The organism is Actinoplanes sp. NPDC051859, from assembly GCF_044452725.1.
Classification (GTDB): domain Bacteria; phylum Actinomycetota; class Actinomycetes; order Mycobacteriales; family Micromonosporaceae; genus Actinoplanes.
Window position 1 is genome coordinate 301218 of record NZ_JBITBX010000004.1, and the last position, 14855, is coordinate 316072.

At 69.4% G+C, this 14855-nt stretch carries 14 protein-coding genes; 4 read left to right on the forward strand and 10 right to left on the reverse strand.

Annotation, left to right across the window (positions count from 1 at the left end):
• Positions 1 to 7 precede the first annotated feature (7 nt).
• Positions 8 to 910, forward strand: coding sequence for an A/G-specific adenine glycosylase (locus tag ACIA1L_RS12380; RefSeq protein WP_396072740.1), 903 nt, complete (start codon positions 8 to 10; stop codon positions 908 to 910).
• Here ACIA1L_RS12380 and ACIA1L_RS12385 read toward each other — a convergent pair.
• From ACIA1L_RS12385 to ACIA1L_RS12430, 10 genes are all read right to left on the reverse strand, one after another.
• Positions 892 to 1440, reverse strand: a complete 549-nt coding sequence (locus ACIA1L_RS12385) for a DUF4291 domain-containing protein (protein ID WP_396072741.1) — start codon at positions 1438 to 1440, stop codon at positions 892 to 894. The genes ACIA1L_RS12380 and ACIA1L_RS12385 overlap by 19 nt on opposite strands.
• Before the next feature lie 88 nt (positions 1441 to 1528).
• Positions 1529 to 4051, reverse strand: a complete 2523-nt coding sequence (locus tag ACIA1L_RS12390) for an ATP-dependent Clp protease ATP-binding subunit (RefSeq protein ID WP_396072742.1) — start codon at positions 4049 to 4051, stop codon at positions 1529 to 1531.
• A gap of 405 nt (positions 4052 to 4456) precedes the next feature.
• Positions 4457 to 4810: an Lsr2 family protein gene (locus ACIA1L_RS12395; RefSeq protein WP_396072743.1), complete on the reverse strand. Its 354-nt coding sequence runs from the start codon at positions 4808 to 4810 to the stop codon at positions 4457 to 4459.
• Between the two features lie 468 nt (positions 4811 to 5278).
• Complete coding sequence (locus ACIA1L_RS12400; protein ID WP_396073049.1) at positions 5279 to 6040, reverse strand: type III pantothenate kinase; 762 nt, start codon at positions 6038 to 6040, stop codon at positions 5279 to 5281.
• 195 nt (positions 6041 to 6235) lie between these two features.
• Positions 6236 to 7096: a carboxylating nicotinate-nucleotide diphosphorylase gene (gene nadC, locus ACIA1L_RS12405; protein WP_396072744.1), complete on the reverse strand. Its 861-nt coding sequence runs from the start codon at positions 7094 to 7096 to the stop codon at positions 6236 to 6238.
• The gene (locus ACIA1L_RS12410; RefSeq protein WP_396072745.1) at positions 7093 to 8739 is read right to left on the reverse strand and encodes an L-aspartate oxidase; all 1647 of its coding nucleotides are present in this window, start codon (positions 8737 to 8739) and stop codon (positions 7093 to 7095) included. Before ACIA1L_RS12410 ends, nadC begins: the two co-directional genes overlap by 4 nt.
• Before the next feature lie 61 nt (positions 8740 to 8800).
• Positions 8801 to 9727 (reverse strand): septum formation family protein, encoded by a 927-nt coding sequence (locus tag ACIA1L_RS12415; RefSeq protein ID WP_396072746.1) that lies wholly within the window; start codon positions 9725 to 9727, stop codon positions 8801 to 8803.
• A gap of 167 nt (positions 9728 to 9894) precedes the next feature.
• Positions 9895 to 10323, reverse strand: a complete 429-nt coding sequence (gene panD / locus ACIA1L_RS12420; protein ID WP_396072747.1) for an aspartate 1-decarboxylase — start codon at positions 10321 to 10323, stop codon at positions 9895 to 9897.
• On the reverse strand, positions 10323 to 11156 hold the full coding sequence (panC, locus tag ACIA1L_RS12425; RefSeq protein ID WP_396072748.1) for a pantoate--beta-alanine ligase: 834 nt from the start codon (positions 11154 to 11156) through the stop codon (positions 10323 to 10325). The genes panD and panC overlap by 1 nt, the downstream gene beginning before the upstream one ends.
• Positions 11153 to 12046, reverse strand: coding sequence for a Rossmann-like and DUF2520 domain-containing protein (locus ACIA1L_RS12430; protein WP_396072749.1), 894 nt, complete (start codon positions 12044 to 12046; stop codon positions 11153 to 11155). Before ACIA1L_RS12430 ends, panC begins: the two co-directional genes overlap by 4 nt.
• Positions 12047 to 12183: 137 nt before the next feature.
• Here ACIA1L_RS12430 and ACIA1L_RS12435 point away from each other — a divergent pair, with 137 nt between their 5' ends.
• From ACIA1L_RS12435 to ACIA1L_RS12445, 3 genes are all read left to right on the forward strand, one after another.
• Positions 12184 to 13158, forward strand: coding sequence for an SAM-dependent methyltransferase (locus ACIA1L_RS12435; RefSeq protein ID WP_396073050.1), 975 nt, complete (start codon positions 12184 to 12186; stop codon positions 13156 to 13158).
• Positions 13159 to 13172: 14 nt separating this feature from the next.
• The gene (locus ACIA1L_RS12440; RefSeq protein WP_396073051.1) at positions 13173 to 14297 is read left to right on the forward strand and encodes an NADH-quinone oxidoreductase subunit D; all 1125 of its coding nucleotides are present in this window, start codon (positions 13173 to 13175) and stop codon (positions 14295 to 14297) included.
• 74 nt (positions 14298 to 14371) lie between these two features.
• On the forward strand, positions 14372 to 14647 hold the full coding sequence (locus ACIA1L_RS12445; protein WP_396072750.1) for a hypothetical protein: 276 nt from the start codon (positions 14372 to 14374) through the stop codon (positions 14645 to 14647).
• The last annotated feature ends 208 nt before the right edge of the window (positions 14648 to 14855 follow it).

The following is a 14855-nucleotide window of genomic DNA, read 5'->3' on the forward strand; positions in this document are numbered from 1 at the left end:
CCCGGTTATGACGCTCGCAGACTTGGCCATCCAGTGGTACGACCGCAACGCTCGCGACCTGCCGTGGCGGGTTCCCGGCACCAGTGCCTGGGCGGTGCTGGTCAGCGAGGTGATGCTGCAGCAGACCCCGGTCGTCCGGGTGGAACCTGCGTGGCGTGCCTGGCTGAACCGCTGGCCGACGCCCGCCGACCTGGCCCAGGATCCCCCGTCCGAGGCGATCCGGATGTGGGGCCGGCTGGGCTACCCGCGCCGGGCGATGCGGCTGCACGCGTGCGCAGTCGCCCTCGTGGAACGGCACGGCGGACGGGTGCCGGACGATCTCGACCAGTTGCTGGCGTTGCCGGGCGTGGGGACGTACACCGCGCGGGCGGTGGCGACTTTCGCGTACGGGCAGCGTCACCCGGTAGTGGACACCAACGTGCGCCGGGTGGTGTCCCGGGCGGTGGCTGGTGATCCCGACGCGGGGCCGACGACCACGACCGCCGACCTGGCTGCCACGGCCGAGCTGTTGCCCGAGGAGCCGGCCCGAGCCGCCCGGGCCAGCATCGCCTTCATGGAGTTGGGCGCGATCGTCTGCATTGCCCGGTCGCCGCGCTGCACCGCATGCCCCTTCGAGGCGGTCTGCGCCTGGCGACTCAGCGGCGCTCCGGCGCCGACCGGCCCGACCCGCCGTCCCCAGAAGTACGCCGGCACCGACCGCCAGGTCCGCGGTCTTCTCCTCGAGGTGCTGCGGCATGCCACCGGCCCGGTCCCGCGGCAACGCCTCGACGTTGTCTGGGCTGACGACGTGCAGCGCGCCCGCGCCCTGGCGGGCTTGGTCACTGATGGCCTGGTGGAGCCGCTGGATTCCGACGCGGACCAGTTCGTCCTGGCCGGCGACCATCCGCCTCGTTATCCGGCGCTCGGATAGGGCCGTTCCTCCGGGAGCAGCGCCGGGTCCCGATCGGCGGCGATCCTCTTGACCAGTGGCGTCACCTCAGTGATGGAAACCGTCCAGTCGTCGACGTAGCGCCGGACCGCGTCGCCGCTGATACCGAGTTGCAGGGACCGGTACGGCAGGGCGTTCAGCTGGAGGTCACGCTCGGGGTCCCACTGCACCCGTACCGGGCTGGCCCGCAGTCGCCGCGCCCAGTCGGCGCGAGGCTCCGCACCGGAACGGTCGTGGTGGCTGAGGCAGGCGTGGGCAACCGCCCAGTCGAAGCCTTCTCGGGTGATCTGGATGGCAAGGACGCGTTCATGGCCGGGCTTGGTGGCCCAGCCGCAGCGGTACATCATCCACAGGAACGACGGCTTGATCCAGGTCATCCGCTCGCGCTTGAACGGCGGCACGAACCGCCCGGCCCGCAGTGCGGCGTCGGCGATCGGGTCGGAATAGGCCTGGTAAACGGTGACCGTGTGCTCGTCGTATCGAGCCCGGATCTGCCGACGGGGAACGTCCATCCGCCGATGATCGTCGTGCCCGCCTGGATCCGCACCGCAATAAGAACCGGCCCGACGCGAAAGCGCCGGGCCGGTTGAACGTGCGGTGTTACTCCTCGGACGTGGCCGCGCCCAGGTCGGCCGGCACGGCGTCGGGGACCGTGGCGCCGCGGTCGGCACCCTTGAAGACCAGCTTGGCCTTGTCGGTGTTTTCCGGGTCGCCCTCGCAGTCCACCACGACGATCTGGCCGGGGCGCAGCTCGTTGAAGAGGATCTGCTCGCTGAGGGTGTCCTCGAGGTCCCGCTGGATCGTCCGGCGCAGCGGCCGGGCGCCCAGCACCGGGTCGAAGCCCTTCTTCGCGAGGTACTTCTTCGCGTTCTCGGTCAGCTCGAGGCCCATGTCCTTGTTCTTGAGCTGGGTCTCGATCCGCGACGTGAAGATGTCGACGATCTCGAGGATCTCGTTCTGGCGGAGCTGGTGGAAGACGATCGTGTCGTCGATGCGGTTGAGGAACTCCGGGCGGAAGTGGTTCTTCAGCTCGTCGCCGACCTTGACCTTCATCCGCTCGTAGTTGGACTCCTCGGCCTCGGAGGCCTGGAAGCCCAACGACACCGCCTTGGCGACGTCACGGGTGCCCAGGTTGGTGGTCAGGATGATCACCGTGTTCTTGAAGTCCACGATGCGGCCCTGACCATCGGTGAGGCGGCCGTCCTCCAGGATCTGCAGGAGCGTGTTGAAGACGTCCGGGTGGGCCTTCTCGATCTCGTCGAAGAGGACCACGGAGAACGGCTTACGGCGGACCTTCTCGGTCAGCTGGCCGCCCTCGTCGTAGCCGACGTATCCGGGGGGCGCACCGACGAGCCGGGACACCGTGTAGCGGTCGTGGAACTCGGACATGTCGAGCTGGATCAGCGCGTCCTCGGAGCCGAACAGGAACTCGGCGAGGGCCTTGGACAGCTCGGTCTTACCGACACCCGAGGGGCCGGCGAAGATGAACGAGCCGGAGGGCCGCTTCGGGTCCTTCAGGCCGGCCCGGGTACGCCGGATCGCCTTCGAGACCGCCTTGACCGCGTCCTCCTGGCCGATGACGCGCTTGTGGAGCTCGTCCTCCATGCGCAGCAGCCGGGAGGTCTCCTCCTCGGTGAGCTTGTAGACCGGGATGCCGGTCCAGTTGCCCAGCACCTCGGCGATCTGCTCGTCGTCGACCTCGGACACGACGTCGAGGTCGCCGGCCTTCCACTCCTTCTCCCGCTGCGCCTTCTGGCCCAGCAACTGCTTCTCCTTGTCGCGCAGCTGGGCGGCCCGCTCGAAGTCCTGCGCGTCGATCGCGGACTCCTTGTCGCGGCGGACCTGGGCGATGCGCTCGTCGAAGTCGCGGAGGTCCGGCGGTGCGGTCATCCGGCGGATGCGCATCCGCGCACCGGCCTCGTCGATGAGGTCGATCGCCTTGTCCGGCAGGAACCGGTCGGAGATGTAGCGGTCGGCGAGCGTCGCCGCCGCGACCAGGGCCGCGTCGGTGATGCTGATCCGGTGGTGCGCCTCGTAACGGTCGCGCAGACCCTTGAGGATCTCGATGGTGTGCGCCAGCGACGGCTCGCCCACCTGGATCGGCTGGAAGCGGCGCTCGAGCGCGGCGTCCTTCTCGAGGTGCTTGCGGTACTCGTCGAGGGTGGTCGCACCGATCGTCTGCAGCTCGCCACGCGCGAGCATGGGCTTGAGGATCGAGGCGGCGTCGATCGCGCCCTCGGCGGCACCGGCGCCCACCAGGGTGTGGATCTCGTCGATGAACAGGATGATGTCGCCCCGGGTGCGGATCTCCTTGAGAACCTTCTTCAGGCGCTCCTCGAAGTCACCGCGGTAGCGGGAACCGGCGACCAGCGCGCCCAGGTCGAGCGTGTAGAGCTGCTTGTCCTTCAGCGTCTCGGGCACCTCACCCTTGACGATGGACTGCGACAGCCCCTCGACCACGGCGGTTTTGCCGACGCCCGGCTCACCGATGAGGACCGGGTTGTTCTTGGTCCGTCGGGAGAGGACCTGCATGACCCGCTCGATTTCCTTCTCCCGGCCGATGACCGGGTCGAGCTTGCCTTCGCGGGCGGCCTGGGTCAGGTTACGGCCGAACTGGTCGAGCACCAGGCTCGTCGACGGGGCGGCCTCGCCCGCGGCGGCGCCGGCTGCGGCCGGCTCCTTGCCCTGGTAACCCGAGAGCAGCTGGATGACCTGCTGGCGGACCCGGTTGAGGTCGGCGCCGAGCTTGACCAGCACCTGGGCGGCGACGCCCTCGCCCTCGCGGATCAGGCCGAGCAGGATGTGCTCGGTGCCGATGTAGTTGTGGCCGAGCTGCAGGGCCTCGCGCAGCGAGAGCTCCAGCACCTTCTTGGCCCGCGGCGTGAACGGGATGTGCCCGCTCGGCGCCTGCTGGCCCTGGCCGATGATCTCCTCGACCTGCTGCCGGACGCCTTCGAGGGAGATGCCGAGGCTTTCCAGAGCCTTCGCGGCAACGCCTTCGCCCTCGTGGATCAGGCCGAGCAGGATGTGCTCTGTCCCGATGTAGTTGTGGTTGAGCATCCGGGCCTCTTCTTGGGCCAGGACGACAACCCGTCGCGCTCGGTCGGTGAACCGCTCGAACATGCCCTCGTGCTCCTCACGTGCCGTGCGCCAATGCTGAGCCTGTCTCAACAGCTGGCGGGGCCAGCGCACGGGCATCGGTGATACCCGTGCTGTAACTCTATCGCCGCCGGGTGACTCTGCTGGGCCCTCGAGCCCTCTCGGGACGTCCTGCGCCGATGATTTCCCCAACTTCGCACGCTCAACGGCTGTTCCCCACCCCTGCGGAGTACGCGCACAGCGAAATCCAAGGCGTGATCATCGGCCGCCACGGCCTCGTCCACAGCCTGTGGACAACGCCGGACGCCCCTGTGGATAACTTACGCACGCGGAGCGCGGTAGGAGTGAAAAGCAGCAGGGTCCGCAGCGCCGAAGCGCTACGAACCCTGGAGAAAGCTTGGCGCCGCCCACTGGAGCGGCAGTGTGAACTCAGCGACCGGGACCCTTGGCGTGGAACTCGTCCACGATCTCCTGGGGGATGCGACCCCGGTCGGAGATGTCCTTGCCGCTCTTCTTGGCCCACTCGCGGATGGCCTTGTTCTGCTCCCGGTCGGCTGTGGCGCCGCCCCGGCCCCGCGCTGCCCGACCGCCGACGACCACGCCGCCGCGGGCAACCTTCGAACCGGCCGCCACATACTGCGCGAAGACGTCCCGCAATTTGCCCGCGTTCTTACCGGACAGGTCGATCTCATACTGAATGCCGTCGAGGGCGAACTTGACGGTCTCGTCGGCATCACCGCCGTCGAGATCGTCGACCAGCTTGTGAATGATCTGCTTGGCCACGCGCCGTTATCCTTCCACGAACACAGGTTCTTCAAGACAATGCCTTGGGAGAAGACAATAACGCTATCCCCATGTGATCCGTCAATGCGGGGCTCGATATCGACTTCTGCGCGTGCCCGTACCGAAGGCGAAGCATTCCCATTCTGCCGCCGGCCGCCGGCGCTGATTCCGCGGTAGGGCAAGGAAATCGCGCCGCGCGGGTCGGGTCGCAACCGTACTGGCTCGGGGAATGCGCCATGCCGATCGCCCAAAGGAAACCGCTGGTCAGAACGGGTCGAGTGGCCCAGTGCGGCGCGGCGTTACCGCAAATTCCGAACAAGGTAAAGATAGAAATCTGTGCACAACGCGTCGCTGTGCGTCACAAACTGCGACCGATGCATCCGGCGATGACCACAATTAATACGTAGGCCGGGCCTGCCACCGACGGTCGATCCGGACGATCACGGCGTTCACGTCCGGACCCGCCGATCAACCGACATTACGCTCATAGACCATCCGCAGACCGATCAACGTGATCATCGGTTCGTGCGCGGTGATGGTGCGGCACTCGTCCTTCACCAACCACGCCAGTCCGCCGGTGGCAATGACCGAGCGGACGGCACCGAGTTCGGCCGTCATCAGCTCGACGATCCGGTCAACCTGACCGGCGACGCCGTAGTAGAGACCGGACTGCAGGCACTCGACCGTGTTCTTACCGATGACCGAACGCGGTTTGGTGGGCTCCACCTTGCGCAACTGTGCAGCCCGTGCCGCCAGCGCGTCGAAGGAAATCTCGATGCCGGGCGCAAACGCCCCGCCGAGAAACTCACCCTTGGCGCTGATGACGTCGAAGTTGGTGGTCGTGCCGAAGTCCACGACGATCGAAGGGCCGCCGTAAAGCGCGTGCGCGGCCAGGGTGTTGACCACCCGGTCCGCGCCCACCTCCTTGGGGTTGTCGATCGCCAACTGCACGCCGGTCTTCACCCCAGGCTCGACGATGACGTTTGGCAAATCGCCGTAATAGCGCGCCAGCATCGTCCGCAGAGACCGCAGTGCCGCGGGCACGGTCGAGCAGGCCGCCACGCCAGTAATTTCGACCGCGTCGCCGGCCAGGAGGCCGCGAAACATCAGGCCTAGTTCGTCGGCGGTCGACCTGGCGTCGGTCTTGATGCGCCAGCTATGCACGAGCTTGTCGCCGTCGAAAGTGGCGAGGACCGTGTTGGTGTTGCCGATGTCGATGCAGAGAAGCACGATCAACCTTAGGGACGACCAGTCGATGCGGGACGACAAACCTTAAACCGTTTCCGGGTACGGGCGTCGGCGCCCACAACCGCAACACCGTCCCGCACCCGCACACCGGACCCGACCGAGCCGCATCCCCGGCCACGCTGCCGGGCCGAGAAGCTTCGTGCCGGGCGGAAACCGCCATGATCCGTAAGACGTGCCCTAGGCGCGCAGGTCCAGCGCGATGTCGAGAATCGGCGACGAGTGGGTCAGGCCGCCGACTGACAGATAGTCGACGCCGGTGGCGGCGTACTCGCGCGCCACCTCCAGGGTCAGGTTGCCCGTGGCTTCCAGCTCAGCGCGGTCGCCGACCTGCTCCACCACCGAGCGCAGCAGTGCCGGTCCCATGTTGTCGCAGAGCAGGAAATCGGCGCCCGCCTCGACCGCTTCCTCCGCCTCGGCCAGGGTGGTCACCTCGACCTGCACTGCGACGTCCGGAAAGCGCTCACGGACCAGCCGGTACGCCGCGGTGACGCTGCCCGCCGCGAGCTTGTGGTTGTCCTTGATCATCGCAACGTCGTAGAGGCCCATCCGCTTGTTGGTGCCGCCGCCGACGCGGACCGCGTACTTCTCCATGGCGCGCAGGCCCGGGGTCGTCTTCCGGGTGTCCAGGACGGTGGCCTTGGTCCCGGCCAGCTCGTCTGCCCACCGCCGGGTGTGGGTGGCGACCCCGGACATCCGGCAGATCAGGTTGAGGGCGGTCCGCTCGGCGGTGAGCAGGGCCCGGATCGGGCCGGTGACCACCGCGAGGACGTCGCCCCGGGTGACTCGGGCACCCTCGGCCACCCGCTGGTCGAAGGTCGCCCGGCCGCCCGAGGTCACCGCGAACACCTCCGCGGCGACCGGTAGCCCGGCCACCACCCCGGCAGCGCGGGCGACCAGCTCAGCGGTGCCCGACTGCTCCGAGCCGATGGTGGCTTCGCTGGTCACGTCCCGCGGCGGGTCACCCAGATCCTCCGCCAGCGCCGTGTAGACGACCCGTTCCACCTCGGCCAGGTCGAGTCCTGCATCCTGGTCGGTCATGCCATCTCCTCGAAGGTCTGCGCCAGTACGCCGTGCCGGTCGATCGAGTCCAGCAGGTGCCCACGCCACTCGTCGGCGGCGGTGGGATGGTCCTCGCGCCAGTGGCAGCCGCGCGTCTCGCGGCGGGCGTACGCCGAGGCGACCAGGGTGGTGGCTACGGTCAACAGGTTCGTCGCCTCCCAGGCGGCATTGCGCGGCTTGCCCTGCTGCTTGCCGAGGCGAGCCAGCTCAGCAGCCGTACCCTCCAGCGACTCGGCCGACCGCAGGACGCCCGCGCCCCGCGTCATCGCCCGCTGGAGCTCGGCCCGGACGTCAGGGGTGGCTACCCAGGCCGGGCCGCCGCCGGGTGCGACCGGGTCCGCCTGCGCGGGCAGGTCTCGGGCGATGTCGTCGGCGATTCGGCGGGAGAACACCAGCCCTTCGAGCAGCGAGTTGCTGGCGAGCCGGTTGGCGCCGTGGACGCCGGTGCAGGCGACCTCGCCACAGGCGTACAGGCCGGAGATGGAGGTGCGGCCGTGCAGGTCGGTGCGGACGCCGCCGGAGGCGTAGTGCGCCGCGGGGGCCACCGGGATCAACTCGGTGGCTGGGTCGACGCCGGCCGCGCGGGTGGACGCGACGATGGTCGGAAACCGCCGTTCGAGGAACTCGCCGCCGAGGTGACGCGCGTCCAGGTAGACGTGGTCCTGGCCGGTGGCGAGCAGCACCCGGTGAATGCCCTTGGCGACGATGTCGCGGGGGGCCAGTTCGGCGAGCTCGTGCTGCCCGAGCATGAACCGCTTGCCGTCTTCGTCGACGAGGTGGGCGCCCTCACCGCGCAGCGCCTCGGAGATCAGCGGGCGCTGCACCGAGGTGACGCTGGCGGTGACGAAGGACGTCGGGTGGAACTGGACGAACTCCACATCGGTGACGGTCGCCCCGGCCCGAAGCGCGAGCGCGACACCGTCGCCGGTGGAGACCGCCGGGTTGGTAGTGGAGGAAAAGACCTGACCCATGCCCCCGGTGGCGAGCACTACCGCGCGGGCCAGGATCGCCCCGACGCCGTCCTCACTGCCCTCGCCGAGGACGTGCAGGGTGATGCCGCAGGCCCGGCCGTCCGCGGCGCGTAGCAGGTCGAGCACCAGCGCGTGCTCCACCAGGCGGATCCACGGGTCGCGGCGCACCGCTGCATGCAGAGCTCGTTGCACCTCGGCGCCGGTGGCGTCGCCGCCCGCGTGCACGATGCGGTCGGCCCGGTGTCCGCCCTCGCGGGTCAACATGAGCGAGCCGTCGGCGTTGCGGTCGAACTCCGCGCCGATCCGCATCAGCTCTTTGATCCGGGTCGGGCCCTCCTCGACCAGTACGCGCACCGCCGCAGGGTCACACAGGCCGACTCCGGCGATCTCGGTGTCGAAGGCGTGCGCCTCGGGCGTGTCCAACGGGTCCAGCACGGCGGCGATCCCACCCTGTGCCCAGCGGGTCGAGCCGTCGTCGATGTTGACCTTGGTCACTACCGTGACGTGCAGGCCCTGTTCCCGCAGGTGCAGCGCGGCGGTCAGCCCCGCGATCCCCGAGCCGACCACCAGGACGTCCGTGGACTCGCTCCAGCCCGGATCGGGAGCGCGCAAGCGGCGGGGTAGCACCGGCAGCCCGGAGAGATGCGACATGTGCCCAGTCAACCGCGCCAGGACGCCGGATCCACGACCGGGGCGGCAAAAGTGCCGGGCGTTACTCGAACTGCACGGGGAGCGCCTTGTCGCCCTTGCCCTTGAGCGAGGATTTCAGCGCATTGTTGTCGACCCACAGGTAGCACCGCACCCCCCGGTCGCCCAGCGCCCAGACGTCGTCTCCGCCCGGCAGCGACACGACACCCGCGCGGTACTGCTGGTCGGCGTCATTGGGCACCCCCACATAGGAGGCGATTTTGCCCCGGCAGCCCGCGTGGAAGACGTCCCACTGGGCCGCGGATTCCGGATATTCCCGGTTACCCGCGTCCCAGACCCCGACAAACTCGGCGTTGTGCGGCTCCGCGCACCCGGCGGCGGGCATGGTGTCGATCTCACCGCTCTTGTCGATCTTAACGGAATAGCAGGTCAACAGCAGCGGAGAAGCCGTCTCACGCAGTGCGCCGCGCAGCGTGCCGACCCGCTGGACCAGCCCGCCGTCGTCCTCCACCGAGCTGCTGACGATGACCTCGCAGCGGTACCAGCGGGCGCCCCCGGTCCAGGCGGCGCGGGTCGGTTGGGTCACCCCGATCCACAGTCGGGCGGTACGCCACGGCCCACCCACGAACTCGGTGGTCTTCTTGTCACACACCTCGTACGCCGACCGCGCCGCCGCCGACGTGTCAGCCGGTGGCTCCGGAGCGTCCGCGGCCGGGCTCGGGTACTTGCCGACGTAGACGGTCTCGGTGCGGTGCTTGGTCTGACAGTCCACTTCCTCGTACGACGACCGCGGTCCGAACGTCGAGAAGTTGGCGAGGTGACAGGTCTCCGCCACCGGAGTGAAGCCGGTGGGCGCTCCGAGCGCGGCCCAGCCGTTCATGAGGTCGCCGTCGACCCCGGCGGGGTTGCTGCACCCGGCGAGGGCGGTCACCAGCACGCTCAACGCGGCAGCGATACCCCACCGGCGCCGCCGCCGGGAGTAGTGACGCATGAACTGAGCCCCCCGAGCCGCCGCCTGATGTCCGTTTCGCCGATGATATGGCAATCAGCCGGGACAGCAGGCGGCGTTCGAAAGACCGGACCGGCGGCCTCGGCCTGCGGACAGCGTCAGGTCGCCGCCCGCGCAGTGGAACAGACAGCGCCAGATCGCCGCACTTCTCAGTGCGCGGAGAGTGTCAGGTCGCCGCGGACCAGGTCGTCGGCCATGCCTTCGGCGGCGGCGGCTGGGTCCGTACCCAACTCGATGATCTTGTTGTCGGCATCGACGTGCACGATCCGGGGCTGATAGGACCGGGCCTCGGCCGAGTCCATCTGGCCGTAGGAGATCAGGATGACCAGGTCACCCGGGTGCACCAGGTGGGCCGCAGCGCCGTTGATGCCGATGACGCCGGTGCCGCGCTCGCCCGGGATCACGTAGGTCTCGAGGCGGGCGCCGTTCGTCACGTCCACGATCGCGACCTGCTCGCCGGGCAGCAGGTCAGCCGCCTCCAGCAGATCCAGGTCCACGGTCACCGAGCCGACGTAGTGCAGGTCGGCCTGCGTCACCGTGGCGCGGTGGATCTTGGACTTGAGCATGGTGCGGAGCATCAGGCGACCTCTCCCAGGTGCAGCGGTACGTTGTCGATCAAGCGGGTGGTGCCGACCTTCGCCGCCACCAGCAAGCGGGCGGGGCCGGTCGCGGGCGCGGGACCGAGCAGCGGGTCGGTCAGCGCCAGATAGTCCACCTGCACGCCCGGCTCGTCGTCGAGGATCTTCTGCGCCGCTTCGAGGACCCGCGTGGGGTCGTCCTGCAACGCACCCTCGCGCAGCGCGTGGGACAGGGTGAGAGCCGCCGTCCGCTGCTCGGCGGACAGGTACCGGTTGCGGCTGGACATCGCCAGCCCGTCCGGCTCGCGGACCGTCGGCACGCCGACGATCTCCGCGCCCAGCTCCAGGTCGATGTTCATCCGCGTGATCAGCGCAAGCTGCTGGAAGTCCTTCTCGCCGAACAACGCGACATCAGCGCGGGTGAGCCGGAGCAGCTTGGCGACCACGGTCAGCATCCCGGAGAAGTGGCCCGGGCGGCTGGCACCCTCCAGGATCGTGCCCAGCGCGCCCGCCTCGAGCGTCACCGACGGCGTACCCCCCGGATACATCTCGTCGCGGTCCGGCGCGAAGACCAGGTCGACACCCTCCGCCGTACACGCCTCGACGTCGGCGGCCAGCGTGCGCGGGTACTTGTCGAAATCCTCGTTCGGCCCGAACTGCAACGGGTTCACGAAGACCGTGACGAGCACGAAGTCGCCGCGCTTGCGGGCCTCCCGCATGAGCTGCCGGTGCCCCTCGTGCAGGGCACCCATGGTCATCACCACCGCGACCCGGCCCGACGCGGCGGCACGGGCAGCGGCAAGCTCGGCCCGGGTGTGAACGAGCACGGTCATGAAGGGCTCCCAACGGTCGCGTGTGCGGTGGCGAGAACATCCATCAACAACGCCGCATCCTGCGGGCGCAGGCGCCCCGCGGCGATAGCCCTATCGGCAGTGCGCCGGGCCAGAGCGAGATATGCCGGCGCCGACTCCGGCGTCAGCCGGTCCAAATGCTTGCGTACGGTCCCCGCATCGCCCCGCGACACCGGCCCGGTCAGCGCGGCATCGCCCAGCTCGAGCGCGTTGTCGAGCGCAGCGTGCAGCAGCGGCGACAGCACAGTCCCCGGGTTGCGAACCCCGGCGGCACGCAGCAGGTCCGCCGCCTCGTTGACCAAGGTGACCAGGTGATTAGCGCCGTGCGCGAGAGCCGCGTGATACAGCGGCCGAGCGTCCTCAGCAACCCACTCCGGCACGCCCCCCAGGTCGGTGACCAGGCGCGCGGCGAAAACCCGATCCCGGGCGGTCACCCCCCAGGCGATGCCGGGCAGGCGGTCCAGGTCGCCGTCCGCCCCGGTGAACGTCATCGCCGGATGCAACGCGATGCCGTCGACATCCCCGAGGATGGCGAGGCCATGCGCTCCGGAGGTGTGCGCGACGACCGTACGGTCGGAAAGTGCCCCGGTTGCGGACAGCCCTGCCACGACGCTGCCGAGATTGTCATCGGGCACGGCCAGGAGCAACAGATCGGTAGCGGCCCGGGCGACCTCGTCGGCGGGCAAGATCGCGGCCTGCGGCAGCAAGCGGCGGGCCCGTTCCCGGGAAGCGGCGGAAACAGCCGCGGTGGCAACAATCTCGTGCCCGGCGGCGGCAAGGGCGGCACCGAGAACCGCGCCCACCCGGCCAGCGCCGACAACACCGACGACCAGCGGGTGCGTACGCGATACGGCACGCTGCACTGCGCTCATGTGCGGATCCAGTCCTCGACAAGGGGGTACCGGTCGGGGAAAGTATGCGCCCTCGTAACACACCCGTGACAAGGGCGTGTGAACAACTGCACCGCCGTAGATTTACTCCCGTGACGAGTGTGGGCTGGCGGGTCGCGATGCAACGGGCCTTGTACGGCCCCGACGGCTTCTTCACCGGCCCGGCCAGCGGCCCCGCCGACCACTTCCGGACCAGCGTGCATGCCTCGCCGCTCTTCGCCGGAGCCCTGTTGCGCCTGATCTCGCAGGTCGACGCCGCTCTCGGCCACCCGCCGGTCCTGCAGGTGGTCGACGTGGGCGCTGGCCGCGGCGAGCTCCTGGCAGCCCTGGCCGCCGCAAGCGCATCCCGCGTGCCGGCCTTGGCGAGCCGGCTCCAGCTCACGGGCGTGGAGGTGGCTGGCCGCCCGGCGGGTTTGCCAGAGTCGATCGGCTGGGAGCGGGACATTCCGAGCGCGATCGTGGGCGTCCTGCTGGCGACCGAGTGGCTCGACAACGTGCCGCTCGACGTCGCCGAGATCGACGAGTCCGGCCGCGCCCGGCGGTTGCTCGTCGACCCGGCCACCGGCACGGAGTCGCTCGGCGCCGACGTCGACCCCGCCGAGCGGTTCTGGCTGGCCCGCTGGTGGCCCGAGGCCGGGCTGGGCGACCGCGTCGAGATCGGCTGGCCCCGCGATCTGGCCTGGGCAGACGCCGTCGCCTCGGTACGCCGGGGCTGCGCGCTGGCCGTCGACTACGGGCATCTACGCAGCGCCCGGCCCAGCTTCGGCACGCTCGCGGGCTTTCGCGACGGGCGAAAGGTCGACCCCGTGCCGGACGGGAGTTGCGACGTGACGGCACATGTGGCCCTGGACTCGGCAGCGGTCGCCGGCGGGGGGCCGTACCAGATAGTCACCCAGCGGGCGGCGCTGCGAGCCCTGGGTGTCGACGGCGGGCGACCACCGCTGGACCTTGCCCGCACCGACCCGGCGGCCTACCTGAGCGCCCTGGGCGCAGCAGGCGCGGCAGCCGAGTTGACCGATCCGACCGGGCTTGGCGGGCACTGGTGGCTGCTGCACGAGGTGGGAATCGAGCTTCGTGGGACGATTCTGCCGTGAGTGACTTGCGGGAAATGACGGTCGGGACCGGCGCCGGACTCGACACCGCCGACATGGTGCTCAACATCGGGCCGCAACACCCCTCCACCCACGGCGTGCTCCGCCTCAAACTGAAACTCGACGGCGAACGCGTCGTCGAATGCGAACCGATCGTCGGCTACATGCATCGCGGCGCCGAAAAGCTGTTCGAGGTCCGCGACTACCGGCAGATCATCGTGCTCGCCAACCGGCACGACTGGCTGTCCGCCTTTTCCAGCGAGCTCGGCGTCGTCCTCGCCGTCGAACGACTCATGGGCATCGAAGTGCCCGAGCGCGCAACCTGGCTGCGCATGGTCCTCGCCGAGCTGAACCGGGTGCTCAACCACCTGATGTTCCTCGGGTCCTACCCGCTGGAGATCGGCGCCATCACGCCGATGTTCTACGCGTTCCGCGAGCGCGAAACCATTCAAGCGGTCATGGAAGAAGTGTCCGGCGGACGCATCCACTACATGTTCAACCGGGTCGGCGGCCTCAAAGAGGAAGTGCCCGCCGGCTGGACCAAACGCGCCCGCGAGGCCATCGCACTCGTCCGCAGCCGGATGCCCGACATCGACCGGCTGATCCGCCGCAACGACATCTTCCTCGCCCGCACCGTCGGCGTCGGCGTCCTCACCGCCGAACAAGCCGCGGCCTACGGCGCCTCCGGACCGGTCGCCCGCGCCAGCGGCCTCGACCTCGACCTGCGCCGCGACGAGCCCTACCTCGCGTACGACCAGCTCGACGTGCCCGTGGTGACCCGGACCGCCGGCGACTGCCACGCCCGATTCGAGATCCTGCTGGACCAGGTGTACGCGTCGCTCGACCTGGCCGAACAATGCCTGGACAGGGTGGACCAGCTCAGCGGCCCCGTCAACGTCCGTCTGCCCAAGGTGGTCAAAGCCCCCGAAGGCCACACGTACGCCTGGACCGAGAACCCGCTCGGCATCAACGGCTACTACCTGGTGTCACGCGGCGAAAAGACCCCGTGGCGACTCAAGATGCGCACCGCGTCGTACGCCAACGTCCAGGCGCTGGCAACGCTCATTCCGGGCTGCCTCGTCCCGGACCTCATCGCCATCCTGGGCTCGATGTTCTTCGTCGTCGGCGACATCGACAAATAGCGGCCGCCCTACCAGCGGCGGCGGTCGCCCTGCGGCAGGTCCGACGAACCGTCCCGCCAGCCTCCGTCGTGCTCGTGACCCCGCGACCGGCCATAGGCCTGAGCCTGCCCGCGGCCCGGTTCCTGACGCGACCCCCGGCTGTGGCCCGGCAGGTCGAACTGATCGCCGCTGTGGCCCGGCAGGCCGAACCGATCGCCGCCCCGACGCGCGCCGTACTGATCGCTGCTACGGTCCGGCACGTCGAACTGATCGTGGTTGTGGCCCGGCATGTCGAACTGATCGCCGTCCCGGGGCGTGCCGAACTGGTCGCGACCTTGGACTGGCGCTGGGAAGCTGCGACCCTGGGCTGAGCTGTGGATTTGTCCGCGGCCCTGGCCCGGCTGCTGTCCCCACGGTTGCGGTGCAGCAGCAGGCTGAGCGCCCAGCCAACTCGATATCGAATCGGCCCAGTCCGGGTCTGCCGGAGGGTCCGACCGACTCGGCCGCGCCGAAGCATCCGACCGGATCCGCTCGGCCGCCGCATCCGACCAACCGGGCTCAGCTTCCGAGCCGGCGGCA

Bases quoted from the DNA above. Each gene is read 5' to 3' on its own strand.
- ACIA1L_RS12380 (WP_396072740.1), top strand. From the start codon at position 8: ATGACGCTCGCAGACTTGGCCATCCAGTGGTACGACCGCAACGCTCGC.
- ACIA1L_RS12410 (WP_396072745.1), bottom strand. From the start codon at position 8,739: ATGTCGCATCTCTCCGGGCTGCCGGTGCTACCCCGCCGCTTGCGCGCT.
- ACIA1L_RS12390 (WP_396072742.1), bottom strand. From the start codon at position 4,051: ATGTTCGAGCGGTTCACCGACCGAGCGCGACGGGTTGTCGTCCTGGCC.
- ACIA1L_RS12430 (WP_396072749.1), bottom strand. From the start codon at position 12,046: ATGAGCGCAGTGCAGCGTGCCGTATCGCGTACGCACCCGCTGGTCGTC.
- ACIA1L_RS12440 (WP_396073051.1), top strand. From the start codon at position 13,173: ATGACGGTCGGGACCGGCGCCGGACTCGACACCGCCGACATGGTGCTC.
- panD (WP_396072747.1), bottom strand. From the start codon at position 10,323: ATGCTCCGCACCATGCTCAAGTCCAAGATCCACCGCGCCACGGTGACG.
- ACIA1L_RS12415 (WP_396072746.1), bottom strand. From the start codon at position 9,727: ATGCGTCACTACTCCCGGCGGCGGCGCCGGTGGGGTATCGCTGCCGCG.
- nadC (WP_396072744.1), bottom strand. From the start codon at position 7,096: ATGACCGACCAGGATGCAGGACTCGACCTGGCCGAGGTGGAACGGGTC.
- ACIA1L_RS12385 (WP_396072741.1), bottom strand. From the start codon at position 1,440: ATGGACGTTCCCCGTCGGCAGATCCGGGCTCGATACGACGAGCACACG.
- ACIA1L_RS12435 (WP_396073050.1), top strand. From the start codon at position 12,184: ATGCAACGGGCCTTGTACGGCCCCGACGGCTTCTTCACCGGCCCGGCC.
- panC (WP_396072748.1), bottom strand. From the start codon at position 11,156: ATGACCGTGCTCGTTCACACCCGGGCCGAGCTTGCCGCTGCCCGTGCC.